Origin of the sequence: Streptomyces sp. NPDC059003, assembly GCF_042740445.1 — a bacterium.
In the GTDB taxonomy this organism is placed as follows: domain Bacteria; phylum Actinomycetota; class Actinomycetes; order Streptomycetales; family Streptomycetaceae; genus Streptomyces.
The window spans coordinates 1-24933 of the sequence record NZ_JBHYJH010000116.1 but is presented as its reverse complement, the minus strand read 5'-3'; the positions used below and the strand labels follow the sequence as shown (position 1 = coordinate 24933).

Genomic DNA, 24933 nt, shown 5'->3' with positions numbered 1-24933 from the left:
GGGGCAAGGGCGTTTCTTCCCGCCGCCGGGCGTCTGGGGGGGGGTGGGCAGTGGCCGCTCGGGTGGGAGCGGCGACTGCCCGGCTGAGGGGTGTCAGCAGGCGCCGAGGTCCTGCCACACGCCCCACTCGCCGGTGGTGCCGGGCTCGTCGCCCTTCGTCCACCACTTGGCCTTCCAGGTGTGCGACTTGTGGGACACGGTCGTCCCGGAGCCGTACTCGGACGACGCGCTCCACGCGGGCGCGGTGCACTTGCCGGGCGGATCGGTCGGGCCGGTACCGGTGCCGGGCTCGACCACCGTCGTGCCGCGCGCCAGGTCACCGGCGAGGGCGTACGTGGTCCCGCCGATGGTCACCGTCCAGTTCGACGGCGTCGACACCGGCAGGTAGTAGTTGAACGACAGGTCGACGGACGCGCCGGGCGCGAGCGTCTGCCAGCCGGGCAGCTTCAGCGAGACGCGGTGGAAGTCGCCCTTGAGGCCGCCCGCGTTGGTCCCGGTGTGGCCGGTGCTGATCACCTTGGTGCCGAAGCCCGACTGGTCGGAGGCGTTGGCGGGGGCCGAGGTGGAGTAGTCGAACTGGAACTCCGTGCCGCCCGGCAGGGTCGTCTTCGTCCTGTTGGTGATCTTCAGCTTGGGCGTGATCGGGTAGTTGGAGTCGCCGAGCTTGAAGTCGCCGAACTCCACGCCGATGTCGACGGCCTTCGTGGGCAGCTCCTTGCCCGCGACCTTCGCCCCGTACGGGGTGGCCGACCTGAACTTCTCGTACATCGCCGTGGTGAGCGTGTCGCCGATCTCGTACTGGCCCTTGGCGGCGTTGAACCCGTAGTCGCCCGCGAGCTCCCACACCATCGTGCCGCCGATGCCCTTGTCGACCACGTAGTCCGCCTTGGCCTTCACCGACTGCTCGTCCTCGGTGGACAGGAAGACCTTCTTCTCGGCGTTCCACAGCCACGGGGCGACCAGCGTGGAGTCGTACTTGCGGGCGTAGGTGCCGGTGAGCTTGGTGTCGGCGGCGATGCCGTACTTGGTCACGTAGTCCCCGACGACGCCCTTCTCCAGGTTCTTGGCGTGCCACATCGGGTTCGAACCGGCCGGGGACTCCTTGCCGTTGTCGTCCTTGTCGTGCCACAGGTTGTCGATGCCGACGGCGCCGTCACCGCACTTGGTGAGCCCGGACCCGGCCGGGCAGTTCGTCGTGGCGGCCTTGCCCCACAGGCCGTCCGTGCCGCCCTGGACGTTCTTGAACCCCCGTGTGTAGTACGGCAGTCCGATGTTGATGCGGCCCGCGGGCATCGACCCGCGGAAGTAGTGGTACGCCCAGTCGGTGTTGAGGTAGCCGATCCCGCCGTACTGCTGGCTGCCGTACACGCCGGCCGCCGCGAGCTCGTTGTCCTTGCCGTCGTCGTACAGCGAGGCGTTGGGGCCCACGTACTCGTTCCAGGCGCCGTGCAGGTCGTACGACATGATGTTGACGTAGTCCAGGTACTTCTGGACCTGGAAGGTCTCCATGCCGCGCAGCAGATAGCCCGAGGACGGCGCGGCGACGGTGAGCAGATAGTGCTTGCCGTCGGCGGCGCCGGCCCGGTCCAGCCTCTCGCGCAGCGCCTTCATCAGCGCCGCGTAGCCCTTGACCAGGCCCGCGCGGCGGCCGTTGGCAAGCTGCCAGTCCAGCGGGTTGCCCGCGTCCTTCATCGTCGTCGGGTACTCGTAGTCGATGTCGACGCCGTTGAAGCCGTACTTCTTGATGAACGCGACCGTCGAGTCGGCGAAGGTGTCGATGCCCGCCTGGTTCACGGAGCCGTCGGCGTTGGTGGCCATCGAGTAGAAGCCGCCGGAGTCCACGCGCTTGCCGTCGTCCCCGAAGTAGCCGCCGGTCTCGGCCCAACCGCCCACGGAGACCAGGGTCTTGACGTTCGGGTGCTTCTTCTTGAACTTGTTCAGGAGGTTGAAGTGACCCTGGTAGGAGTACGCGGGGTCCATCTCGGCGCCCGCGACGCCGGGCCAGGTCATGCCGGTCGCGGCGTTCTTCTCGCCGTCGGAGCCGACGGAGATCTTGTTGTCCTTGCCGACGTGGGCGAAGGCGTAGTTGAGGTGGGTGACCTTGTCCCAGGGGATGTCGGAGGCGAGGTAGGCGGGCTCGCCGTTCTTGCCGGTGCGCCAGCCGGTGAAGTAGCCGATGACGCGGCGCTGGTGGTCGGCGCCCATCTTCTCGCGGCCCTGGGCGTCGTAGACGGAGCAGTAGGGGACGTCCACGCCGGGGGTCCGGTAGAGGCCGTCGGGTCTGCACGACTCGTGGGCTGCGGTGTCGGTGGGATCCGCCGCCTGCGAGGCCGTCGTGGCGAGGGTGCTCAGGAGCAGTCCGGCGACGGCTGCGCCGGCGGACAGGAGCAGGGTTCTCGCCCGAGTGGGGGTGGGCACGTCGGTTCCTCCTGGGGAGGCTCGGTGGCGCACAACGAACGGGGTCGGCGGCCCGTGATGTGCGCACACCGGGCGGGCCTCTCCGCGGAGTGACGCAGACGTTAAGAGGACTAGACCAGAGCGTCAATAGGTATGGACCAAGCCGATTCCGGAAGGTGATCTCCCGTTTCTGGCCGGGAGTCGGCGTCGGGTCCGGCCGGAAGTGGGCGTCGAGATCCGGCCGCACGGGGGTGACCGTCGGTTGTGAGCCAGACCACAGAAGGTCACCCGCATGGCCGCTATCGGGGCGTGGCACACTGGCCTCGTACCAACAAGCAGCGCACTCCGGGGTCGGTGTAATTCCGAACCGGCGGTTACAGTCCGCGACCCGGTCACCTCCAGTGGCCGGTTGACCAGGTGAAACTCCTGGACCGACGGTGAAAGTCCGGATGGGAGGCAGTGCGCGGCGAGCAGGCATACCTGTGGGTGTGCCGTGGCGCCGTAGTGGCTTGTTCCATCAAGGGACAGGTGTCTTTTCCGGCGTCGTCGGCCCCGTCGGTGTCCTTGTTCGTACGTAGTCGTCGTCATCGACGCGCCCCGGAGTCCGTGCCCGAAGAGGCAGGAGGACCCGGTGGCCACCGCAGCCGAAGCAGTCGCCATGCGACACGCTGTCGCGCTCGCCGCGCGCGCACTCGGCTTCACAAGCCCGAACCCCGTCGTCGGCTGCGTCATCATCGACGCCGCCGGTAAGACGGTCGGCGAGGGCTACCACCAGCGCGCCGGCGGCCCGCACGCCGAGGTCCACGCCCTGCGCGCGGCGGGCGAGCGGGCCCGCGGCGCCACCGCCGTCGTCACCCTGGAACCCTGCAACCACACGGGCCGCACCGGACCCTGCGCCCAGGCCCTGATCGACGCCGGCATCACCCGCGTCGTGTACGCGGTCGGCGACCCGAACCCGGACGCCACCGGCGGCGGCGCCACCCTGCGCGCGGCCGGGGTGGACGTCGAGCCCGGCCTGCTCGCGGACGAGGCCGAAGCGGTCAACGCCGCCTGGCTGACCTCCGTGCGCACCGGCCGCCCCCACGTCACCTGGAAGTACGCCGCCACGCTCGACGGCCGCGTCGCCGCCGCCGACGGCACCAGCCGGTGGATCACCTCCGCCGCGTCCCGCGCCGACGTGCACCGCCTGCGCGCCGAGTGCGACGCGGTCGTCGTCGGCTCCGGCACCCAGCGCGCCGACGACCCGCACCTCGCCGTGCGCGGCATCGACGGCGCGCGGCAGCCGCTGCGCGTCGTCGTCGACACGCACGGCACCGCGGTGCGCCCCGGCGCCCGCGTCCTCGACGACGCCGCGCCGACGCTCGTCGCGGTGGCCGAGGACGCGCCCGCCCTGCCCGGCGTGGACACGGTGCGCCTCCCGCGCGCCGCCCGCGGCGTGGACATCGCGGCCCTGCTCACCGAACTGCACACGCGCGGCGTCAGGTCCGTGCTTCTCGAAGGCGGCCCGACCCTCGCCGGGGCGTTCGTCGCCGCTCGCGCCGTCGACCGGGTCGTCGGCTACCTCGCACCGGCGCTGCTCGGCGAGGGCCCCACGGCCCTCGCGGCCGCCGGAATCACCACCGTCACCGACGCGTTGCGCCTTGACATGACCGAGGCCGTCCGCGTCGGACCCGATCTGCGCATCACCGCCACCCTCGCAACGAAGGAGCACTGAGCGTGTTCACCGGAATCGTCGAAGAGCTGGGCGAAGTCACCGCCGTCGAGAACCTGGGCGACGCGTCCCGCTTCCGTCTGCGCGGCCCCGTCGTCACCGACGGCGCGAAGCACGGCGACTCCATCGCCGTCAACGGCGTGTGTCTGACGGTCGTGGAGCACGAGGGCGACGAGTTCACCGCCGACGTGATGGCCGAGACCCTGAACCGCTCCAGCCTCGGCGCCCTCGCGCCCGGCTCGCGCGTCAACCTGGAGCGCCCCACCGCCGTGGGCGCGCGCCTCGGCGGGCACATCGTGCAGGGCCACGTCGACGGCACCGGCACCATCGTCGACCGCAAGCCCTCCGAGAACTGGGAGCTCGTCAAGGTCTCCCTGCCCGCGGACCTCGCCCGCTACGTCGTCGAGAAGGGCTCCATCACCGTCGACGGCGTCAGCCTGACCGTCGTCGACGCCGGACCCGACTACTTCACCATCAGCCTGATCCCCACGACGCTCGCCCTGACCACGCTCGGCGTCAAGCAGCCCGGCGACCCCGTCAACCTCGAGGTCGACGTCATCGCCAAGTACGTGGAGCGCCTCCTCGGCACCCGTACGCAGACAGAGGAGGCCTCCCGGTGACCACCTGGCTCAACTCCGAGGCCTTCACGGCCTTCGGCCAGCACATCATGTGGTCCGACATGATCGGCAACTGCATCGGCCTGCTGGCCCTGGCCCTCGGCTGGCGCCGCTCGGTGTGGACCTGGCCCGCCCAGTTCCTGTCCGGCCTGATCCTCGTCACCGCGTACGCTTCCGCGCAGCTGTCCGGCGGCGTCGGCAAGCAGCTGCTCGTCATCGGCGTCGCCGTCTGGGGCTGGCACCAGTGGACCCGCGGCACCAAGCGGGCCCAGGACGGCTCCATCGCCGTCCGCTTCGCCACCTGGAAGGAGCGCGGCGTCCTCCTCGCGGGCACCGCCGTCGGCACCCTCGCGGTCGGCGCCCTGTTCACCGCCGTGCCCGAGCTGTCCTGGAACCCCTGGCCCGACGCGTACATCTTCGTCGGCACGCTCGCCGCGATGGTCGCCCAGGCGCGCGGCCTCGTCGAGTTCTGGTTCGCCTGGCTGCTCGTCGACGTCGTCGGCGTCCCCCTCGCGTTCTCCAGCGGCCTCGCCTTCTCCGGTCTCGTGTACGTCGTCTATCTCGCCCTCGTCCTGTGGGGCCTGCGCGACTGGTGGCTGCGCTCGCGCACGGCCGCGGCCGCTCCGCAGCAGCAGCCCGTCATGGAAGGAGCCCCGGCATGACCACCCACCCCTCGCCCGCCGCCCCGAACGAGGCGCCCGCCGCGCCCAGGCCCGCCGCCCCGCAGTCGCCCGCCGCACAGGACGAGCAGCTTCCGGCCGTGCCCGCGGAGCGCTTCCCCTACACCGCGGACAACACCGAGGACCTCTGCCTCGACCCCATCGAGCAGGCCATCCGCGACATCGCCGCGGGCCGCCCCGTCGTGGTCGTCGACGACGAGGACCGGGAGAACGAGGGCGACCTCGTCATCGCCGCCGAGAAGGCCACCACCGAGGTCGTGGCCTTCATGATGAGCGAGTGCCGCGGCCTGGTCTGCGCGCCCATGGAGGCCGACGAGCTCGACCGCCTCCAGCTGCCGCAGATGGTCGCCGACAACACGGAGTCGATGAGCACGGCCTTCACCGTGACCGTCGACGCGAGCGGCGCGCACGGCGTGACCACCGGCATCTCCGCCGCCGACCGCGCCACCACGCTCCAGATGCTCGCCAGCGGCACATACGGCCCCGACGACTTCGTCCGCCCCGGACACATCTTCCCGCTGCGCGCCAAGCCGGGCGGCGTCCTCGCCCGCAACGGCCACACCGAGGCCGCCATCGACCTCGCCCGGCTCGCGGGCCTCAGCCCGGCCGGGGCGATCTGCGAGATCGCCGGCGAGGACGGCCGGATGCTGCGCCTGCCCGAGCTGATCCCGTTCGCCCGCAAGCACGGCCTGACGATCATCTCCATCGAGGACCTGATCGCCTACCGCCGCTCCTCCGAGCCGACCGTGCGCCGCGAGGCCGAGGTCCGCCTGCCCACGTCCTTCGGCGAGTTCACCGCGTACGGCTACCGCTCCACCGCCGACGGCGTCGAGCACGTGGCGCTCGTCCACGGCGACATCGGCACCGGCGACGACCTGCTCGTGCGCATCCACTCCGAGTGCCTGACCGGGGACGTCTTCCACTCCCTGCGCTGCGACTGCGGCCCCCAGCTGCAGGAGTCCATGCGGCGCATCGCCGACGCGGGCCGCGGCGTCGTGGTCTATCTGCGCGGCCACGAGGGCCGCGGCATCGGTCTGCTGTCCAAGCTGCGCGCCTACGAGCTCCAGGAGCGCGGCAGCGACACCCTGGACGCCAACCTCGAACTGGGCCTGCCCGCCGACGCCCGCGACTACGGCGCCGGCGCCCGGATCCTCGTCGACCTGGGCGTCCACAGCCTGCGCCTGCTGACCAACAACCCCGACAAGTCCGACGCCCTCGCGCGGCACGGCCTCAAGGTCATCGCCCGCGAGCCCATGCCGGTCACCGCGGGGGAGCACAATCTGCGCTACCTGCGCACCAAGCGGGACCGCATGGGCCACGACCTGCCCTGGCTCGACACCGACATGTCCGCCTGCGGCAACCAGTAGACGTACGCCGAACGCCACCGAAACCCACCGAACCCCACGACCCAAGAGGAGAAGCGCGTGAGCGGCAAGGGTGCCCCCGAACTGAGCGTGAAGAACTGCGGTGACCTGCGCGTCGCCGTCATCGCCGCCCTGTGGCACGAGAAGGTCATGGACGGCCTCGTCGACGGCGCGCTGCGCGCCCTGCACGAGCTCGGCATCGACGAGCCGACCCTCCTGCGCGTGCCCGGCAGCTTCGAGCTGCCGGTCGTCGCCAAGGTCCTCGCGGGCCGCGGCTACGACGCGATCGTCGCGCTCGGCGTGGTCATCCGCGGCGGCACGCCGCACTTCGACTACGTGTGCCAGGGCGTCACGAACGGCCTCACCCAGGTGTCCGTGGACACCGGGGTCCCCATCGGCTTCGGCGTCCTGACCTGCGACACCGAGGAGCAGGCCCTGGACCGCGCGGGCATCGAGGGCTCCAGCGAGGACAAGGGGCACGAGGCGGTCACGGCGGCCGTCGCCACCGCGGCCACGCTGCGTACGATCTCCGAACCCTGGCGGTGAGCGGGGGCGGCCGGACGGATAGAGTGAGCGGCACCATGTCCAAGAAGACGTTCGAGGAGCTCTTCACCGAGCTCCAGCAGAAGGCCGCCCACGGCGACCCGGCCACATCCCGCACCGCCGAGCTCGTGGAGAAGGGCGTCCACGCGATCGGCAAGAAGGTCGTCGAAGAGGCCGCCGAAGTGTGGATGGCCGCCGAGTACGAGGGCAAGGAAGCCGCCGCCGAGGAGATCTCCCAGCTCCTGTACCACGTACAGGTGATGATGGTCGCCCGCGGCATCTCCCTCAGCGACGTGTACGCCCACCTCTAGAGCACGCGCCAAGTCCACCCCCAGAACACGCTCCACGCACCACCCCTTCACGCAAAGGAATCCGACCTCATGCTGCGCATCGCCGTCCCCAACAAGGGTTCACTGTCCGGACCTGCGTCGGCGATGCTCCATGAGGCCGGGTACCAGCAGCGCAAGGAGTCCAAGGAACTCGTCCTCGTCGACCCCGAGAACGAGGTCGAGTTCTTCTACCTGCGCCCGCGCGACATCGCCATCTACGTCTCGTCCGGCAAGCTCGACATCGGCATCACCGGACGCGACCTCCTGATCGACTCCGGCGCCAACGCCGAGGAGATCCTGCCGCTCGGCTTCGCCCGCTCCACCTTCCGCTTCGCCGCCAAGCCGGGCACCGCCCAGGGCCTCGACGACCTCGGTGACCGCACCGTCGCCACCTCGTACGAGGGCATCGTCGCCAAGCACCTGGCCGACAACGGCGTCGACGCCTCCGTCATCCACCTCGACGGCGCCGTCGAGACCGCCATCGAGCTGGGCGTCGCCCAGGTCATCGCGGACGTCGTGGAGACCGGCACCAGCCTGCGCAACGCCGGGCTCGAAGTCTTCGGCGAGCCGATCATGAAGTCCGAGGCGATCGTCATCCGGCGCACCGGCGCCGACACCGACGACCCGAAGGTGCAGCAGTTCCTGCGCCGCCTCCAGGGCGTCCTCGTCGCCCGGACCTACGTGATGATGGACTACGACTGCCGCGCCGAGCACCTGGAGCAGGCCGTCGCCCTCACCCCGGGCCTGGAGTCGCCGACGATCTCGCCGCTGCACAACGAGGGCTGGGTCGCCGTCCGCTCCATGGTCCCCACCAAGGACGCCCAGCGCGTCATGGACGACCTGTACGCCATCGGGGCGCGGGCCATCCTGACCACGGCGATCCACGCCTGCCGCCTCTGATGGCCGGAGCATCTGCCGTGACCGACGACCACACCGCCCTGCCCACCCTGCCCGTCACCTTCCGGCCCACCCGCACCCGGGCCGTGCTGCTCACCGCCGGAGTCGCGATCTTCGTGGTCCTCCTGGTGATCGCGGTGATCCTGCCCGACCTCAACCCGGGGGAGCGGACCAGCTTCGTCTTCACCGGCGCGCTGCTCTCCGGCGCCCTCGCCATGCTGGCGCGGCCCCGGGTCGAAGCCGACGAGGCCGGGGTGACCGTCGTCAACATCGCCACCCGGCGCCGCCTGGAGTGGGCCGAGATCGTGCAGGTCAACCTGCGGCCCGGCGACCCCTGGGTGTTCCTCAACCTCACCGACGGCACCAGCCTGCCCGCCCTCGGCATCCAGCCGGGCATCGCCAAGCAGCAGGCCATCGGCGACGCCCGCGCGCTGCGGGCGCTCGCCGAGGCGCGCTCCGGCAGCGACGGCGGCTGACCTTTCGAGCGGGTCTTGATTAATCTGGTGGCGGGGCAGGCCTGAGGTGCCGCCCCGCCCCCTCACGGGCCCCGGCCCACCGGGGGGCTCCTGCTACCCGAGGAGTGACCCTCTCCGGCGATGGACGGATCGTCCTGTAGTACCTGCGCCGCCCCCTCCCGACATACAGGGACCCGGAATACGGGGACCCGGACACCGGTCGAGGCGGCGGCATCATGACCATCCCTCTGCTGCTCCTCGGAGCGGCCCTCCTGCTGATCCTCGCCAACGGCTTCTTCGTCGCCGCCGAGTTCGGCCTCGTCACCGTCGAGCGCCCGGACGCCGAGGAGGCCGCCGCCGACGGCGACCGCCGCGCGCGCACCGTCGTCGACGCCCTGAAGGAGCTCTCCTTCCAGCTGTCGGGCACCCAGCTGGGCATCACCATCACGTCCCTGGTCATCGGCATGCTCGCCGAACCGGCCCTCGCGCACCTGCTCGCGGGCCCGTTCACGGCGGCCGGCATACCGGACGGCGCCGTCCCCGGCGTGTCCGTCGCCGTCGGCATGCTCCTCGCCTCCGCCGTGCAGATGGTGATCGGCGAACTCGTGCCGAAGAACTGGGCGGTGTCCCGGCCGCTCCAGGTCGCGCGCTTCGTGGCGGGCCCCCAGGGCGCCTTCTCCCGGCTGTTCCGGCCGGTGATCGCCGCTCTGAACGCGGTCGCGAACCGGATCGTGCGGGCCTTCGGCGTGGAGCCCGCCGACGAGCTGGCCTCCGCCCGCACACCCGGCGAACTCGTCTCGCTCGCCCGGCACTCGGCCCGCGCCGGCGCCCTGGAGCAGGACACCGCCGACCTGTTCGTCCGCACCCTGTCCCTCGGCGGACTCACCGCACAGCACGTGATGACGCCGCGCGTGAAGGTCAGCGCCCTGCAGGCCTCCGCGACCGCCGAGGACGTGGTCAACCTGACCCGCGCCACCGGCCTGTCCCGCTTCCCGGTCTACCGCGAGCGGATCGACGAGGTCGTCGGCGTGGTGCACCTCAAGGACGCCCTCGCCGTGCCCGCCGACGGGCGCCTGCGCACGCCTGTCGGCCACATCGCCAAGACCCCCCTGCTCGTCCCGGAGACGCTGCCCGTGCAGCCCCTCCTGGAGCGCCTGCGCAGCGAGCAGCCGATGGCGGTCGTCGTCGACGAGTACGGCGGCACGGCCGGGGTCGTCACCCTGGAGGACATCGTCGAGGAACTCGTCGGCGAGGTCCGTGACGAGCACGACCGGCAGGACCTGCCCGAGCTCGCCGCGGCACCGGCCGAGGACGGCCGCCCGGCCTGGGACGCCGACGGCGGCTGCCGCGTCGACACGCTCCAGCGCATAGGGCTCGACGTGCCGGAGGGCCCGTACGAGACCGTGGCCGGGCTCGTCGCCGATCTGCTCGGCCGCATCCCGGCGCCCGGTGACCGGGCCGAACTGCCGGGCTGGCGGCTTTCGGTGCGGCAGGTCGGCCACTACCGCGCGGAGCGGGTGCGCCTGGTGCGCGTGGCCGAGGGCGCCGACGCCGTGCGGGCCGTCGAGGGCGCCGATGCGGTGCGGGTCGCCGCGGGCGCTGCGGAGGCCGTCCGATGAGCGCGCTCCAACTCCTGTTCGCCGTCCTGCTCGTGCTCGCCAACGGCTTCTTCGTGGGGGCCGAGTTCGCGCTCGTGTCCGTGCGCCGCAGCCAGATCGAGCCCCTGGGCAGCAAGCGGGCCCGCCAGGTCCTGTACGGCCTGGAGCACCTGCCGCAGATGATGGCGGCCGCCCAGTTCGGCATCACCGTCTGCTCGTTGACGCTCGGCGCGGTCGCCGAGCCGACCGTGGCGCACCTCCTGGAGCCGCTGTTCGCCGCGGTGCACCTGCCGGACGGCATGATCCACCCGCTCGGGTACGTGATCGCGCTCGGCGTTGTGGTCTTCCTCCACCTCGTCATCGGCGAGATGGTCCCGAAGAACCTCGCGATGGCGGCGCCCGAGCGGACCGCGCTCCGGCTCAGCCCGGGCCTGGTCGCGTTCGCCCGCCTGTGCCGCCCGGTCACGGCGGCGCTCGGCGCGTGCGCCCGCATCGTGCTCCGGCTGTTCAGGGTCGAGCCCAAGGACGAGGTGGAGGCGGTCTTCACCAGCGTCCAGCTCGGCCGGCTCGTCGAGGACGCGGGGCAGGCGGGGCTGCTCGACCCGCAGGCGCAGGAACGCCTGGAGGACGCCCTCGAACTGGGCTCGCGCCCGGTCACGGACGTCCTGCTCGACAGCGCGTCCCTGGTCACCGTGGGCCCCTCGGTCACCCCGGACCAGGTCGTCGAGCTCACCGCGCGCACGGGCTACTCCCGCTTCCCGGTCCGCGCGGAGGGCGGCGCCTTCATGGGCTATCTGCACGTGAAGGACGTCCTCGACCTGGAGGACACCGACCGCGCGGTGCCGCAGCAGGTCTGGCACCAGATGACGACGCTGCGCGCCGAACTCCCCCTGGACGACGCCCTGTCGGTGATGCGGCACGCCGCGACCCACCTGGCGCAGGTCGCCGACCCCTGCGGCAAGGTCCTCGGCCTGGTCGCCCTGGAGGACGTCCTGGAACTCCTGGTGGGCGAGGTAAGAGACCCGGCACACCGGGTGACGGCACCCCGAACGGTCCCGTCACCGGGAACGGAACCCACACGCGGAAAGGAACTCGTCGGCTGATCCCGACAGCTCCCCATAGGGCGGCCTCCCGATACAGCGGGCTCCTCAAGCACCGGCCGGGCAAGTTATAGCCCGTCCGGCGCTTGAGGACGAGGCCGCAGGCCGATACACCGCTCAAGGCCCCCGGCCAAGCCCCGCGTTGCGGGCCCGGACGATCGCCGCAGCCCGGTCCGCGACCTGGAGCTTCACGAAGATCGCCGACACGTGGTTGCTGATGGTCTTCGGGGCGAGCTGGAGGCGGCGGGCGATCGCCGTGTTGGCGAGCCCGGCGGCGATCAGGTCGAGCACCTCCAGCTCGCGCGCCGTCAGCTCCGGGAACGGCGACCGCGCCGCGGCCTCCCGCGGCCGGGACATCCACTCGGCCACCCGGCGGGCGATACGGGGCCCGAAGATGGCCTCCCCGGCGGCGACGCAGCGCACCGCCCTGACGATCTCGTCCTGTGATGCGCCCTTGAGGATGTAGCCGCGGGCGCCCGCCCGCATCGCCGCGAACACCGACTCGTCGTCCTCGAACATCGTCAGGACGAGTACGGCCGTGTCCGGCGCGGCCGCGAGCACCTCGCGGGTCGCGCCGACGCCATCGAGGTCGGGCATCTCCAGGTCGATGACGAGCACCCGCGGCCGGTGCAGAAGCGTCTCGCGCACGGCGGCGCGGCCGCCCGCCGCCTCGCCGACCACCGTGATGCCCTCGATGGAGCCGAGCAGCGCCCGCAGACCGCCGCGCACCACGGGATGGTCGTCGGCCAGGACCACGGTGAGCTCGCAGGGTTCGGCGGATGACGTCAAGGCGCGGCTCCCCACACGAGGTCGGAACGGGCGGCTTCCTTCTACCCATCTTCGGGCCGCCGGACCCCGTTGTCCCGGGTGCCGGTACCCGACCGGGCCGGGAGGCTTTCCCGGCGTGCGGAGGATCGTGCTCCCTGATGCGCGGGGCCGCGCGGGGGACATCCTGTGGGGCATGAAGCGGCAGCCTCACCCCGAGGAGCACAGCAATGAACCGGAGCCTCAAGGAACTTGGCGTCGCCACTCTTGCCGTCGTGGCCCTCTTCGTCGGCTGCGTCGGAATGTCTACGGGCGCCGCGGCGGAGGGAGGTGAAGGGGCGACGACGGGGGTCGCCGTCGGGGAGTACGTCCTCCGGCTGCTGTGGGGCCTGTACGGCTGACGTGGCCAGGCACTCAGCCGTACGGTGCCGCGCTGGTGCCACGCCGGCCCAGGGGCAGGACGGCGCTGACCTCCCCGCCGTCGGGCCCGGGCCGGCTGTGGCACCAGCCGGCGAGTTCGGCGGCCCGCTCCGCCATCGTGGCCAGGCCCACACCGGGCTGCCACGGCAGGGCGGACGGGCCGCCGTTGTCGGTGACCTCGATGCGCAGCGCGTCGTCGATGCGGATGCGGACGAGGGCGTGGTCGGCGCGCGAGTGCCGGGCCGCGTTGGTGAGCGCCTCGGTCGCGATGCGGTACGCCGCCACCTCGACCGCGGCCGGCAGCTGGGGGAGCCTGCCGGGCGCGTCGACGGTGATGGCGAGCGGGGCGCCGCCCACGCGGTGGCTCAGCCGCTCCGCCTGCCGGGTCAGGGCCACGACCAGGCCCAGCTCGTCGAGCGCTGGCGGTCTGAGCCCCTCGACGAGGCGGCGGATCTCGTCGATGGAGCCGCTCGCGTGCCCGCGCAGCTGGTCCAGGAGCCGCTCGGCGGTGCCGGGTTCGGCCCGCACCAGGTTGCGGGCGGCGTCGGCGGTGAAGGCGAGGCCGGTGAGCGTCGGGCCGAGCCCGTCGTGCAGGTCGCGGCGGAGCCGCCGGCGCTCCTCCTCGCGGGCCAGGACGAGCCGCTCCCGCGAGGCCGTGAGCTCCTCGGACAGGACGGTCGCCCGCACCGCGACGCCCAGCGGCACGACGAGCGCCTTCAGGGTGCGCAGGTCCTCCGCGTCGAGCCGGGCCTGCCCCCGGCGGGTGCCGACGACGAGCTCGGCCTCCCGCGTGCCCGGGGCGGGCAGCGGCACCACCACGCAGCCGGGCGGCTCGGTCCCGGACACCGCCACGGCCCGCCCCTCCAGGCGGAACGCGGCGTACGGAAGCCGCAGCGCGTCCCGGACCGCGAGCAGCAGCCCGTCCAGGCCCGCCTCGGCGGAGAGCCGGGCCCCGAGCCGGTCGAGCGCGCGCACCGGGTCGCCGCGGTCGCCGTACAGCAGCCGGTCGATGACGCGCTGGAGCCTGCTGCGCACGGGATGGAAGGCGATCGCGACGCCCACCGCGACGAGCGCGGCCCCGCCCAGGTGGAAGGTGTCCCGCAGCACGTCGTCGAGGACGAGCACCACACCCGTGTACACGCCGAGCACGCCCAGGGAGAGCAGCAGGTACAGCAGGGCCCGTGAGACCACCCACTGGATGTCCAGGAGCTGGGGGCGCAGGATCGCGACGGCGATCGCCACCGGCTGGGCGACGATGAACACCTGCAGCGCCTTGGCGCTCATGCCGAGCGGCCACCACGGGACGGCGCACAGGACGGCGAGCATCAGCCACAGCATCTGCCGCCGCAGCCGCTCGTCGCCCCAGCGGTAGCGCACCATCAGGGCGGCCAGGTCCACGAGCATCGGTACGAAGATGCCCGCGAGGTCGGTCTGGGTGCGATGGGGTTCGAGCGGCGGCCACGACAGGACGTGCAGATAGCCGACGGGGCCGCCGAGCGCGTACGGATGGGGCGTGGTCACGCACCACAGCCAGAACAGGACCCCGACCGCGGCGGTGCCCCAGGCCACCGGACGCCAGCGCGGGCCCGGCAGGCGGCCCGTGGGGAACAGGAGCAGCGCGAGCGGCACGAAGAGCCTGAGGCCCAGTGGCCAGCCGGCCAGGGCGAGGGTGACGAGGATCCGCAGCGTGGTCTCGCTCCACCCGTCGCGCAGGCCGAGCGCCAGGAGGCCGAGGGCCAGGACCGTGGTCGCGTGCGCGGCGCCGCCGCTCAGCAGGAGCCAGCCGATGGGGTTGCGGGGGCGGCGCCAGGCGAGGGGGACGCCGCAGGCGGCGAAGACGGTGGCCAGGACCGTGTCCGTGACCACGAAGCAGTCCACCGCCAGCTGGAAGCTGAGCCCGCACTCCATCCAGAGGGCCACGCCGGTGCCGGTGCACGCCGCGACGGCGGCGAAGAAACCCCACGCAAGCCAGGTGGTCACCTGGGCAGGATCGTCGACTCCCCGTCGGGGCGGGAGAACTTGGACGTCAAAACGCCTCTAACGGATGACCGGCGGCTCACGCCCCGGAGAGGCCCGTCGGCCCCCTCCCGGAGAGCACCTCCCCGTACGCCTGCATCAGGTCCGGGAGCCGCAGGGTCGACAGGTCGGCGCGGGACGGCTCGCCGGGGTAGCCGGAGAGCCGCAGGTCCCGGTACGCGCAGCTCTTCTCGTACAGCGTGCGCAGGAACCGTCCGTTGCCGAGCTCGTCGATCCAGTCCTGGTCGACGACGTGGCCGCTGATGGAGCGCAGCTCGTCCAGGGCCTCCTCGTCCCAGCCGTCGCCGTTCTCGGCGGCCAGGACCTGGCCGATCGCGGTGAGTTCGAGGGGCCGGTAGGACGGGAAGTCGACGCGGGTGGTGAAGCGGGACGACAGGCCGGGGTTGGCGGCGAGGAGGCGGTCCATGCCCTCGGGGTACCCGGCGAGGATCACCACCAGGTGGTCGCGGTTGTCCTCGGCCCGCTTCAGGAGCACCTGCAGCGCCTCGTCGCCGTACGCGTCGCCCTTGCCGTAGCCGGAGTTGGAGAGCGAGTACGCCTCGTCGACGAAGAGGACGCCGCCGATCGCCGAGTCGATCAGCTCGTTGGCCTTCACGGCGGTCTGGCCCAGGTACTCGCCGACCAGGTCCGCGCGCTGGGCCTCCACCAGGTGGTCGCCGCCCAGCAGTCCGAGCGCGTAGAAGACCCGGCCGAGGATGCGGGCCACGGTGGTCTTGCCGGTGCCGGAGGGGCCGGAGAAGACGAAGTGTCGTTTCGGCGGCTGCACGGGCAGGCCCTGCGCCGCGCGCAGCCGGGCCATGTTGAGCTGCGCAGACAGCGCCTTGACCTGGCGCTTGACGGGTTCGAGGCCGACCATGCGCTCCAGCTCCGCGAGGGCCTCGGCGAGGAGCTCGGGGTCCGTGGGCCCTGCCGGCAGCTGCGGCGGCGTGGGCTTGACGGGGATGACCGCCTTCTCGCGCACCGTCTCGGCCTCGGAGGATCCTTCGGGGCCGGACGGGCCGCCGCCGGACGGGAGGTCGGGCTCGGTGACCTTCAGGTCGCGGCCTTCGGCGCCGAACAGCGTGTCGACGCCGTCGGGCCCGTCGAGCGTGTCCTGGCCGAGGCCGGTCAGGGAGATGGCGGCGAGGTCGGTGCCGTCGTCGTACCCGTCGCCCTCGGAGATCGCCGCGAGCCGGGCCGAGGTGTCCATGAAGGCGGGGTCCACCCGGTGCACGGCGCGGTACAGCGGCAGCGCGGCGGCGGAGCGTCCGGTGCCCTCGTGCGCGCGGGCGAGCCAGTAGCGCAGCTCCTTGCGCTGCGGCTGTTCGCTGCGGCAGCGCATGAGGGCGGCGGAGAGCAGCGGCTCGGCCTGCCCGTACATCTCCAGCCGGACCCGCGCCATGCCGCCGAAGAGGCCCGCCTCGATGCCGAGCATGGCGTCGTCGATCAGCGGGTCGGTGTGCCGCACCAGCTGTTCCCAGTCCTTGACCAGGTAGGCGCGGCAGGAGTGCAGGAAGCGCACCTGTACGTCGGTGTCGACGGGCGGCAGTCCGGCGAGCGCCCGGTCGAGCTCGGGGACGTGGCGGCCGTCGAGCCAGTGCGAGGCGTGCGCGAGCAGCAGGTCGCGGGTGGACTCCAGGACGGGCTGCACCCACCAGCCGAGCCAGTACCAGGAGTTGAGGGTGCGCCGGTGCCGGGCGCGCTGCTCGCCGAAGCGGTCCCGGTGCTGGAACATCCTGAGCAGTGCCGTCGTCGTGTCGACGCGCAGCGCGTGCAGGCCGAGCCAGCCGTCGGCCATGCCCGGGTCCATGCGCACCGCGGCCCGGAACTCCTCCTCGGCCTGCGGATAGGCGCCCATGGTGTAGGCGTCGACGCCCCGCAGCCAGGCGAGGTCGGCCGGGGCGGCCTGGCCCTGCGTGCCGAAGTCCATCACGTCCCCCACAAACCGTGCCCCCGTTTGTGTGCCACCGGGCCGGTGCCCGCCGACAGCTGAGCTGAACCGCCGTGCTGCGGACGGGAGTTGACGCGGTGCCCCGCAGCCGCCGCCCGCCGGTCGCTGAAAGGCATCGTACCTGCGCGACCACGCCCGGCCGTAGGGTGCCGCAGCCTGGGATCGGGGGCGGGGTCGGGGGAGAGCCGCCCTGGTGGGAGCGGGCGCGATGGTGACCGAGGGTGAGCGAATGGCGCCTGGTGGCGCCCGTGATCGAGGGCGCCGGGGCAGAACGAAGCCCCCGATCACGGGGGAACAACCGGGGGCTTCGCGTACAGGGGCGACCCGAAAGGCCGCACATTCAGAACGTAAGTCCTGTAAGCCCCCTGGGTCAAGCCGAGTTGGGGCACTCGCGGAAACTGGCCATGTGGTTCGGAAGGGACTTTCCGAAGGTTCAGCGCGCTGCCGACCGTCCTTCACCCTCAGTGATGATTTGGGTCCCTGTTGCCGTCCCGGCGGGCCCCGTCAGCATCTCGTACCCCTCGGGCAACTCCCGTACCAGAAGATGGGCGAAGGGGCGCGACGGGTCTTCGGCGAAATGTTGTCGCTCGGCGGCCTCCCAGCCGTCCCAGAAGTCGCTCTGCGCCGGTCCGTCGCGGCGGCGCCCCCGGGCCCAGGAGGCGTCGCGCGGCAGCTCCATCCACAGCAGCCGCGCCAGGAACGGGCGTAGCAGGCGGCGGCCCGCACCGACACCCTCCATCAGGACCACGGGGGCGGCCGGCAGGGGGCGGTTCGGGGGGCCGAAGCGGCGCGCGTCCCAGTCGTACGCCGCGTAGTGTGCCGTCTCGCCCCGGGAGAGCGGCTCGACCACCTGCCGCCGCAGCCGCTCGGTCCAGCCGAACAGCTCCTCGTGGCTCGCGATGTCGTCCAGGCGCAGGACCGGGGCGCCGCCGAGTGCCCCGGCGAGCCGCTCGGCGAACGTCGACTTGCCGGAGCCCGCGTGCCCGTCGACGGCGACGAGACGGACCGGGCCGCAGGACGGCGGGAGTCGTCGCAGCGTGCGGGCGAGGCGGGGGAGGGGGGTGGGGCGGTGCGTTGCTGTCATCACCCGACAGCCTAGGCGCAGGGGCCGATGTGCGAACGTGTGCGCGGTTCGGCGGGCCGTCGCAGGTCATACCAGTGGTGGAGGCCAATATTGGTGGGCGCTGCCGGGGTCAGGACGCTGGCAGAACCGGTCACCGAACGGCCATAGTTGGCGCACCGTCGTGCACCTGACCATCGTCGTCCGGCTGTCGCCGGAACCCACGCCGACTGGGGGCCCGAACATGGACAGAGCTGACCGAATCGACCGAATGGACCGCACGGGCCGAATAGACCACGCCGACCGAATGGACCGCACCGACCGGACAGACCGCACCGACCGAGCTGAAGACATGTCCCGCAGATCCCTCCTCGCCACCGCGGCGGGCGTCGCGGCCGCCGCGGCCGTCACCGCAGCGGCGACCACCGCGAGCGCCGCCCCGTCCTCCCGCCGTCGCCCGCCGCGCGCCGACCGGCCGGTGGACAACCGCTCCTGGACCACCCGCAAGGACTGGAGCTCCGGCGCGGCCGACGGCACCCGCACCGTCGCGAAGCCGCGCGCGGGCGTCGAGCTGGCCGAGCCCATCGGCACCGTCGACTACCAGGACCCGCACACGGGCAGGACCGCCACCTGGGAGTACGCCCGCTGGACCGGCCCCGCGCACCGCCCCGCCGTCGCCGCCACGGAGGCCATCGCCTCCTGGAACGCCCGCACGCCCGTCGGGACCTGGATCCAGATCGAGCTCGAGGGCACCTACGCCGACGGCACGACCACGCCGTGGTACGTCCTCGGCCGCTGGGCGTCCGGCGACGACCGGCAGGATGCCGGGGCCGCCGTCATCCGGCGCACGTCGGTCGACGGCCAGAAGGACGGCAGGTCCTCCGTCTGGACGGACACCGTGTCGATCGACGACCCGACGACGGGCCTGCGCCTGGTCTCGTACCGCCTCCGCCTCACCCTGTACCGCAAGCCGGGCACCGCGCTCACGCCCACGGTGTGGCGGCTCGGCGCGATGGCGTCGGCGGTGCCCGACCGCTTCACGGTGCCCGCGTCGGAGCCGGGCCTGGCCAAGGAGCTCGCGGTGCCGCGCTACTCGCAGGAGATCCACAAGGGCCAGTACCCGGAGTACGACAACGGCGGCGAGGCCTGGTGCAGCCCCACGTCGTCCCAGATGATCCTGGAGTACTGGGGAAAGCGGCCGAGCGCGGACGACCTCGCCTGGGTCGACCCGTCCTACGCCGACCCGCAGGTGTGCCACGCGGCGCGCTTCACGTACGACTACCAGTACGGCGGCTGCGGCAACTGGCCGTTCAACGCCGCCTACGCCGCCACGTACCCCGACATGCAGGGCGTCGTCACCCGGCTCGGGTCGCTCACCGACCTGGAGAAGCTGATCGCGGCGGGCATCCCCGCCATCACCTCCCAGTCGTTCCTCAAGGAGGAGCTGACCGGCGCCGGCTACGGCACCGCGGGCCATCTGATGACGGTCATCGGCTTCACCGGCAGCGGCGACGTGATCGCCAACGACCCCGCGTCGCCGAGCAACGCGGCGGTGCGCCGCGTCTACCGGCGGCGGGAGTTCGAGAACATCTGGCTCAGGACCAAGCGGAAGAACGCCTCCGGCAAGGTCGTCTCCGGCACGGGCGGCGTCTGCTATCTGTACTTCCCGCTGCGGCCGACGAAGGCCCAGCTGAGCGCGCTCGCGGCGGTCGGGGTGCGCTGACGGCCCCGGGGAGCCCGTGGGGAGGTCCCGCTCAGGGGCGGGACCTCCCGGTCACGCGCGGATCAGGTGGCCGGGTCCACCACCCAGTCCGGGTGGCCCGGCATCGGCGGTGTCTTCGCCCCGTACAGCCACGGCTTGAGGAAGCCCTCAAGATCCTCGCCCGCGACCTTCGACGCGAGGTCGATGTAGTCCTGCGTGCTCGCGGCCTTCCCCCGGTACCGCGTCACCCACGCCCGCTCGATCTTCTCGAACGTGGCGTTGCCGACCTTCTCGCGCAGCGCGTACAGGACGAGGGCCGAGCCGTCGTAGCGCATGCGCTTGAAGAGGTTCGGCTCGGTGGGCTCCGCGGGCGCGCCGAAGTCCTTGCGCCACTGGTCGTGCGCCTTGTACGCGGCCTTCATCGCCTCCTCGAAGCTGGCGCCGCCGTGCGCCTCCGAGTACAGGCGCTCGTAGAAGCGGGCGTGGCCCTCGCTGACCCACAGGTCGGACCAGCCCTTGAGCGCGACGCTGTCGCCGAACCACTGGTGGGTCAGCTCGTGCACCAGGTTCCGCTCGGCGTCGACCTGCGTGCCGAGCAGGTCGGCCTTGGGGACGAGGGACAGCGTCTGGGTCTCCAGGGCGACACCGAGGTCGGTGTCGCCGACGAGGATCCCGTAGCGGTTGAAGGGGTAGGGGCCGAGCTTCTCCTGGAGCCAGGCCAGGTGGTCGGCGGTGAGCCCCCGGTACTTCGCGGTCGGCTCGACCAGGGCGTCCGGGACGACGTCGCGGATCGGCAGGCCGCCGGGGCCCGTGCTCTCGTCGAGCGTGAACCTGCCGATCGCGAGCTGCACCAGCTGCGTGGACAGGGGCTGCTCGGAGTCGTACGTCCACTGCACCCGGTCGCCGGGCTTGTCGGCCTTGCCGGTCAGCTTGCCGTTGGCGACCGCGGTCAGGTCCTTGGGCGTGGTGATGCGGAAGGTGATCGGCGCCCGCTGGCTCGGGTGGTCGTTGGCGGGGAAGATCAGGCGCGCGCCGTTGGGCTGCGGGTAGACCACCGTGCCGTCGGGCGTGGGGATCCAGCCGTAGTCCTCGATGGCGTCGTCGCGGTGCCGGATCTGGGTCGGGTCGGCGGTGTAGGTGACCTTCACGGTGAAGGCGCGGCCCTTGGCGAGCGGTGCCTTGGGCGTGACGGTCAGCTCGTCGCCGTCCCGCGAGGTGCCCGCGGCCCTGCCGTCCACGGTGACCGTGTGCAGGGTGTTGCCGCCGAAGTCGAGGTTGAAGCGGGACAGGGCCTGGGTGGCGGTGGCCTTGATGGTCGCCGTCGCCGCGAACGGCGTCTTGGGGGCCTGCCAGTCGAAGTCCAGGAGATAGCGGTCGACCGTGTACCCGCCGTTGCCGTCGAGCGGGAACATCGGGTCGCCGAGGCCCGGGGCGCCGGGGGTGGGCTTGCCGTCGGTGGTGGAGGAGGTGGCGGAGGTGGCGGAGGTGGCGGAGGTGGCGTACGAGACCGGTCCGGTGAGGGCGGCCGCCACGGTCACGGCCGCCGCCAGGGCGAGCCGCGCTCTGCGGCGGGGCGTCGGGAACGTACTCATCGGAAACCCTTCGGTCGATGGTGCGCGGACGTACTCCGTCATTAGACGCACGGCACCCGGCCCGAGTTGTGGGGTGACCAACGTCTCGCCCGATACGGGTGATTTCGCTGGCATGGTGGAGGGACCAGTGGGGGGAAGCCACTGCCGGACGACCCATCGAGAGTTGCCATGACCGCGAGCTCCGCCACCGCCACCGTCTCCCGGGCCCGCACGGGCGGCCCCAAGGAGGACGGGCCCAAGCTGCTCGAGCACCTGCTCGGCTGGACGCTCGTCGTACTCCTCGCGATGCTCGTCACCCAGGCCGGTCTTCTGTGACCTGAGTCACCGCGTCGTCGGCGCCGTCGTCGGCGCCGCTGTCCAGGCCCGCGCGCCAGTGCCGGTGCGGGACGCCCACCAGGCCGTAGAGCCGCCGCACCGGCGAGCGCCCCGGCAGCAGGACGAAGCCCGCGACCACCGCGAACAGCGGCAGGCCGAGCCAGGCGCCGAGCAGCCGCACGAGCACGCTCGCGGTGAGGGCGCCGAGGAACGGCAGGCCGTAGACGCCGGCCGCGGCGATCGCGATCGCGAGGACGCGGTGCACCTTGCGGTCCTCGTCCGCGCCCGGCAGCGCCCAGCCCTCAAGCAGCCAGCCGATCTCGGTCATCAGCATCGTGCCGATGACCGCCGCGCCGAAGACGAGCAGCGCGAGGAACGTGCCGGACGTCAGGAAGTCCAGGACGTTGTTGGCGACGCTGTCCTGCGGCCAGTCGGCGTGGTCGCGCGCCCCGGGCGAGAAGAACCGCTCGTAGCCGCTGCCGTCCCAGCCGTGGATCAGCACCCCGAAGAGCAGGAAGTACCCGCCCACGCACTGGAGGTACGCCCAGTAGCCCGCCCCCACGAGGACGAGCACCTGCGCCGCGAGGAACCCGAGGATCGCGGCGACCGGGATCCCGCCCGCGTAGAGCAGGACGAAGCCCGCCCACACGCCGTCGTGCCCCTCCGCGACGTGCATGGTCGCCCAGGACGGGTTCTGCCACAGCAGGAAGAGCCCCGTCGGCACCATGAGCACCGCGGCGAAGAGGACCGTCAGGGCCAGATAGGGGTTGGCGGCGCGGCTGCGCGTGCGCGGGCCCTCGCCCGCGTTGATCCGCTCCCACACCTGGAGCTGACGCCCCGCGGCGAGCGCGAACGTCGCGCCCACCGCGTACGCCCAGAACAACGCGGCCTGGATCTGGATCACGGCTGCGCCTCCCTTCACTTCGCGGGCGAGCCCGGGTCACTTCGCGGGCGCGCCCGGGGGCCGCATGGGCGCGCTCGCCCGTCTCACGGGTGCGCCCCGAGCTTCAGCCCGCCCGCGGTGATCACGTCCGAGGTGACCAGGGCCTGTTCGGCGCTGACCTCCGTCATGAAGACGAACGGCGGCACCAGCGGCGGCACCGGCAGCTTGTCGGGCGTGAAGGTGATGCAGAGGATGCCCTCGATGCAGCCGCGGAACTTGGTCAGATAGAGCGTCACCTTGCCGCTCAGGTCCAGCGTGTCGGCGGCCAGCGACAGCTCTCTGCTGCCGTCGCGGGTCCTGAGCCGGTAATCGGTGAGCGAGGCCGCGTCCATGCGCAGCACCATCACCTTCAACGGCCCGTCGGCGGTGGGGATGTCGCGTACGCCCGCGACGATGAAGCCCCGCGGCGCGAACAGCGTCGTCGTGACCGTCGGCGGCGTCCGGGCCGCCACGATCCCGTCGGGAGCGGCCCTCGCCGGGACGGCGCCCCACAGCACCGCCCCGACGAGGACCACCGGAAGCAGCACGGCAAGGGTCCGCGTGCCCTGCCCGTCGCGGACCTTCGGCGCGCCGGCCGCCTCCTGGTCGTCCTCGGCCACGGGCGTCCACCCGAAGCCGAGCGCGCTGCCCACGATGCCGAGCAGCATCCCCACCAGGAACCCGCCGAGATTCGTCGCCGCGAACGAGAGCACCGACAGGATCAGCGCGTTCACGGACACGTAGTGGTGCGCGTGCGGCAGCAGCCACAGGAACACCCCGGCGATCACCAGGGCGAGCCCGATGCCGATCGCCGCGATGCCGCCGAGCCCCAGGCTCACCAGGATGGTCAGCGGCGACAGCGGCACCACGAGCAGCTCGGCGCCGCCCAGGATCAGGAGCAGGCCGCCCCAGAAGGGCCGGGTGCGCCGCCACCGGCGGAACACCCGGCGCAGCTCCCTGAGCGGGAGGCGCTCGTCGAGCCAGCCGCCGGCGCGCGGTGCGCCCGGCCCGCTCAGAAGCACTTCTTGCCGCCGAGGCTGACGTCGACCCGCATGCCCTTGAGGCGGAAGTTCCCGCCGGTCGCCGACCAGGCGTGGGACCTGACCTTCGACACCTCGATGTCCCCTGCCTGGAGACCGAACTTGCCCTTGTCGCCCTTGACGCCCGGCACTTCGTCGAGCGTCGAGGCGTCCCTGCCGATCTGGGCGGTGCCGAAGCGGGCGTCGCCCACCAGGTCCTCGCCGTCGATGATCAGGTTGCTCGCGGTGACGTTGCCCGCGTCGCCGCCCGCCGTCAGCTTGAACACCACCGTGCCCAGCGGCGTCTTGACCTCGGCCGCCTGGCAGATGTCGGACAGCGTCGCGTCGCCGATGCCGAGCAGCGCCACGGGGTGGCCCTTGCCGTCGACGCTCCGGTCCGTCTCGACGTAGCTGGCCAGGCCCTGGCTGGTCAGCTTGCCCGACGAGACCTGGAAGCTGGTGCCGGAGACCGCGAAGGACGCGGCGAGCGCGCCCTCGGCCATCACGGACGCCATCGCGCCGACCGCGACGAACGCGGGCAGCGCGACGACGGCCGCCTTCTTCCAGTTCGTTCTGCCCTCGCGCAAGGATCGCTGTGCTGTGCTCACTGTCTTCCTCCCGTACGTGTCCACGTGCGTAAGGGGAGTGCGTGGCAGAGCGCCGTCGGGGGCCGCGCGGGTCAGGGCAGAACGTGTGAGGTCTGCCATACTGCGGCTAATCCCGAGGCAGTTGGAGACTAGGGCCGAAATTGAATAATAGTCAACAGCGCGGTACCGATCGTTCCAGCGATCCGGAACGCCCGCGTGCGCGCGGCACCGATCGCTCCCTGGCGCGCCGCGCCGAACTCATCGCCATCGGCCGGAAGCTGTTCGCCGACACGTCCTACGACGCGCTCTCGATGGACGACATCGCGCGACACGCCGGGGTCGCCAAGGGGCTGATCTACTACTACTTCAAGTCCAAGCGCGGCTACTACCTCGCGATCATCGAGGACTCGGTCGCCGACCTGGTCGAGCGGGCGGGCAGCGACACCGAACTGCCGCGCGTGCAGCGGGTGCAGCGCACCATCGACGGCTATCTGCGCTACGCCGAGCACCACCAGGCGGCGTACCGCACCATCGTGAGCGGCGGCGTCGGCTTCGACGCGGAGGTGCACGCCATACGGGACGGTGTGCGCGAGGCCATGATCGGCACCATCGCCGAAGGGGCGTACGGCCGCCGCGCGATCCCGCCGCTCGCGCGCACGGCACTGCTCGGCTGGCTGTGCAGCGTCGAGGGGATCACGCTCGACTGGATCGGGCGCCCCGCCGCGCAAGGGGCCAGGGATCTGGAGCGCGACACGGTGCGCGAGCTGCTGGTGCGCACCCTCGGCGAAACGCTGCGCGTCATCGAGGAGTTCGAGCCGTCCTGCCAGGCTCCGCCGCGCAACCTGGTCACGGCCGCCATCCCGGCCGACGCCTCGTCCGGCGGCAAGATCGAC

Annotated in this window: 23 protein-coding genes and 1 riboswitch; of the genes, 14 read left to right on the top strand and 9 right to left on the bottom strand. The window is 72.2% G+C overall.

The window, feature by feature from the left end; translation table 11 throughout:
- Positions 1–93: 93 nt before the first annotated feature.
- Positions 94–2418 (bottom strand): chitinase C-terminal domain-containing protein, encoded by a 2325-nt coding sequence (locus ACFWZ5_RS31620; RefSeq protein ID WP_384793975.1) that lies wholly within the window; start codon positions 2416–2418, stop codon positions 94–96.
- Positions 2419–2733: 315 nt separating this feature from the next.
- A riboswitch (FMN riboswitch) is annotated at positions 2734–2864 on the top strand.
- A 164-nt stretch (positions 2865–3028) separates the two neighbouring features.
- Between ACFWZ5_RS31620 and ribD the strand changes: the two genes are divergently transcribed.
- The 10 genes from ribD (at position 3029) to ACFWZ5_RS31570 (ending at position 11694) form a co-directional block, all read left to right on the top strand.
- Positions 3029–4111 carry a bifunctional diaminohydroxyphosphoribosylaminopyrimidine deaminase/5-amino-6-(5-phosphoribosylamino)uracil reductase RibD gene (ribD, locus tag ACFWZ5_RS31615; RefSeq protein WP_384793972.1) on the top strand — a complete coding sequence of 361 codons (1083 nt, stop codon included), beginning with the start codon at positions 3029–3031 and terminating at the stop codon, positions 4109–4111.
- A gap of 2 nt (positions 4112–4113) precedes the next feature.
- Positions 4114–4728, top strand: a complete 615-nt coding sequence (locus ACFWZ5_RS31610) for a riboflavin synthase (protein WP_384793969.1) — start codon at positions 4114–4116, stop codon at positions 4726–4728.
- A gap of 47 nt (positions 4729–4775) precedes the next feature.
- Complete coding sequence (locus tag ACFWZ5_RS31605) at positions 4776–5387, top strand: nicotinamide riboside transporter PnuC (RefSeq protein WP_384793997.1); 612 nt, start codon at positions 4776–4778, stop codon at positions 5385–5387.
- Positions 5384–6772 carry a bifunctional 3,4-dihydroxy-2-butanone-4-phosphate synthase/GTP cyclohydrolase II gene (locus ACFWZ5_RS31600; protein WP_384793966.1) on the top strand — a complete coding sequence of 463 codons (1389 nt, stop codon included), beginning with the start codon at positions 5384–5386 and terminating at the stop codon, positions 6770–6772. Before ACFWZ5_RS31605 ends, ACFWZ5_RS31600 begins: the two co-directional genes overlap by 4 nt.
- 57 nt (positions 6773–6829) lie before the next feature.
- Entirely contained in the window at positions 6830–7315 is a 486-nt protein-coding gene (gene ribH, locus ACFWZ5_RS31595) for a 6,7-dimethyl-8-ribityllumazine synthase (RefSeq protein WP_384793963.1), read from the top strand.
- A gap of 35 nt (positions 7316–7350) precedes the next feature.
- On the top strand, positions 7351–7623 hold the full coding sequence (locus tag ACFWZ5_RS31590) for a phosphoribosyl-ATP diphosphatase (RefSeq protein WP_384793960.1): 273 nt from the start codon (positions 7351–7353) through the stop codon (positions 7621–7623).
- 69 nt (positions 7624–7692) lie between these two features.
- Entirely contained in the window at positions 7693–8541 is an 849-nt protein-coding gene (gene hisG, locus ACFWZ5_RS31585) for an ATP phosphoribosyltransferase (RefSeq protein WP_384793957.1), read from the top strand.
- Positions 8541–9014, top strand: coding sequence for a PH domain-containing protein (locus tag ACFWZ5_RS31580; RefSeq protein WP_384793954.1), 474 nt, complete (start codon positions 8541–8543; stop codon positions 9012–9014). The genes hisG and ACFWZ5_RS31580 overlap by 1 nt, the downstream gene beginning before the upstream one ends.
- A 215-nt stretch (positions 9015–9229) precedes the next feature.
- Positions 9230–10612, top strand: a complete 1383-nt coding sequence (locus ACFWZ5_RS31575) for a hemolysin family protein (RefSeq protein WP_384793951.1) — start codon at positions 9230–9232, stop codon at positions 10610–10612.
- Positions 10609–11694, top strand: coding sequence for a hemolysin family protein (locus ACFWZ5_RS31570; protein ID WP_384793948.1), 1086 nt, complete (start codon positions 10609–10611; stop codon positions 11692–11694). Before ACFWZ5_RS31575 ends, ACFWZ5_RS31570 begins: the two co-directional genes overlap by 4 nt.
- A gap of 114 nt (positions 11695–11808) precedes the next feature.
- Here ACFWZ5_RS31570 and ACFWZ5_RS31565 read toward each other — a convergent pair whose 3' ends face one another.
- Positions 11809–12480, bottom strand: coding sequence for a response regulator (locus ACFWZ5_RS31565; protein WP_384793946.1), 672 nt, complete (start codon positions 12478–12480; stop codon positions 11809–11811).
- A gap of 206 nt (positions 12481–12686) precedes the next feature.
- Between ACFWZ5_RS31565 and ACFWZ5_RS31560 the strand changes: the two genes are divergently transcribed.
- Positions 12687–12857: a hypothetical protein gene (locus ACFWZ5_RS31560; protein ID WP_384793943.1), complete on the top strand. Its 171-nt coding sequence runs from the start codon at positions 12687–12689 to the stop codon at positions 12855–12857.
- A 13-nt stretch (positions 12858–12870) separates the two neighbouring features.
- Here ACFWZ5_RS31560 and ACFWZ5_RS31555 read toward each other — a convergent pair whose 3' ends face one another.
- The 3 genes from ACFWZ5_RS31555 to ACFWZ5_RS31545 form a co-directional block, all read right to left on the bottom strand.
- Complete coding sequence (locus ACFWZ5_RS31555; protein ID WP_384793940.1) at positions 12871–14856, bottom strand: sensor histidine kinase; 1986 nt, start codon at positions 14854–14856, stop codon at positions 12871–12873.
- Between the two features lie 76 nt (positions 14857–14932).
- The gene (locus ACFWZ5_RS31550; RefSeq protein WP_384793937.1) at positions 14933–16822 is read right to left on the bottom strand and encodes an AAA family ATPase; all 1890 of its coding nucleotides are present in this window, start codon (positions 16820–16822) and stop codon (positions 14933–14935) included.
- A 454-nt stretch (positions 16823–17276) separates the two neighbouring features.
- Positions 17277–17927 carry a uridine kinase gene (locus ACFWZ5_RS31545; protein ID WP_384793934.1) on the bottom strand — a complete coding sequence of 217 codons (651 nt, stop codon included), beginning with the start codon at positions 17925–17927 and terminating at the stop codon, positions 17277–17279.
- Between the two features lie 328 nt (positions 17928–18255).
- On the opposite strand from ACFWZ5_RS31545, the gene ACFWZ5_RS31540 reads away from it, so the two are divergent.
- Positions 18256–19626, top strand: a complete 1371-nt coding sequence (locus ACFWZ5_RS31540) for a peptidase C39 family protein (RefSeq protein WP_384793931.1) — start codon at positions 18256–18258, stop codon at positions 19624–19626.
- A gap of 62 nt (positions 19627–19688) precedes the next feature.
- Here the strand turns inward: ACFWZ5_RS31540 and ACFWZ5_RS31535 are convergent, their stop codons facing one another.
- The gene (locus ACFWZ5_RS31535; protein ID WP_384793928.1) at positions 19689–21197 is read right to left on the bottom strand and encodes a M1 family metallopeptidase; all 1509 of its coding nucleotides are present in this window, start codon (positions 21195–21197) and stop codon (positions 19689–19691) included.
- Between the two features lie 168 nt (positions 21198–21365).
- On the opposite strand from ACFWZ5_RS31535, the gene ACFWZ5_RS31530 reads away from it, so the two are divergent.
- A complete protein-coding gene (locus ACFWZ5_RS31530) occupies positions 21366–21512 on the top strand; it encodes an SCO1431 family membrane protein (RefSeq protein ID WP_384793925.1) in 147 nt (48 codons plus the stop codon).
- Here the strand turns inward: ACFWZ5_RS31530 and ACFWZ5_RS31525 are convergent.
- The 3 genes from ACFWZ5_RS31525 to ACFWZ5_RS31515 all read right to left on the bottom strand — a co-directional run bounded on the left by ACFWZ5_RS31525 (position 21490) and on the right by ACFWZ5_RS31515 (position 24061).
- Entirely contained in the window at positions 21490–22416 is a 927-nt protein-coding gene (locus tag ACFWZ5_RS31525; RefSeq protein ID WP_384793922.1) for a hypothetical protein, read from the bottom strand. The genes ACFWZ5_RS31530 and ACFWZ5_RS31525 overlap by 23 nt on opposite strands.
- Before the next feature lie 83 nt (positions 22417–22499).
- A complete protein-coding gene (locus ACFWZ5_RS31520; RefSeq protein WP_384793919.1) occupies positions 22500–23456 on the bottom strand; it encodes a DUF6114 domain-containing protein in 957 nt (318 codons plus the stop codon).
- The gene (locus ACFWZ5_RS31515) at positions 23447–24061 is read right to left on the bottom strand and encodes a DUF6230 family protein (protein ID WP_384793916.1); all 615 of its coding nucleotides are present in this window, start codon (positions 24059–24061) and stop codon (positions 23447–23449) included. The genes ACFWZ5_RS31520 and ACFWZ5_RS31515 overlap by 10 nt, the downstream gene beginning before the upstream one ends.
- Before the next feature lie 140 nt (positions 24062–24201).
- On the opposite strand from ACFWZ5_RS31515, the gene ACFWZ5_RS31510 reads away from it, so the two are divergent.
- A partial coding sequence (locus tag ACFWZ5_RS31510) for a TetR/AcrR family transcriptional regulator (protein WP_384891613.1) occupies positions 24202–24933 on the top strand: 732 nt, incomplete at its 3' end.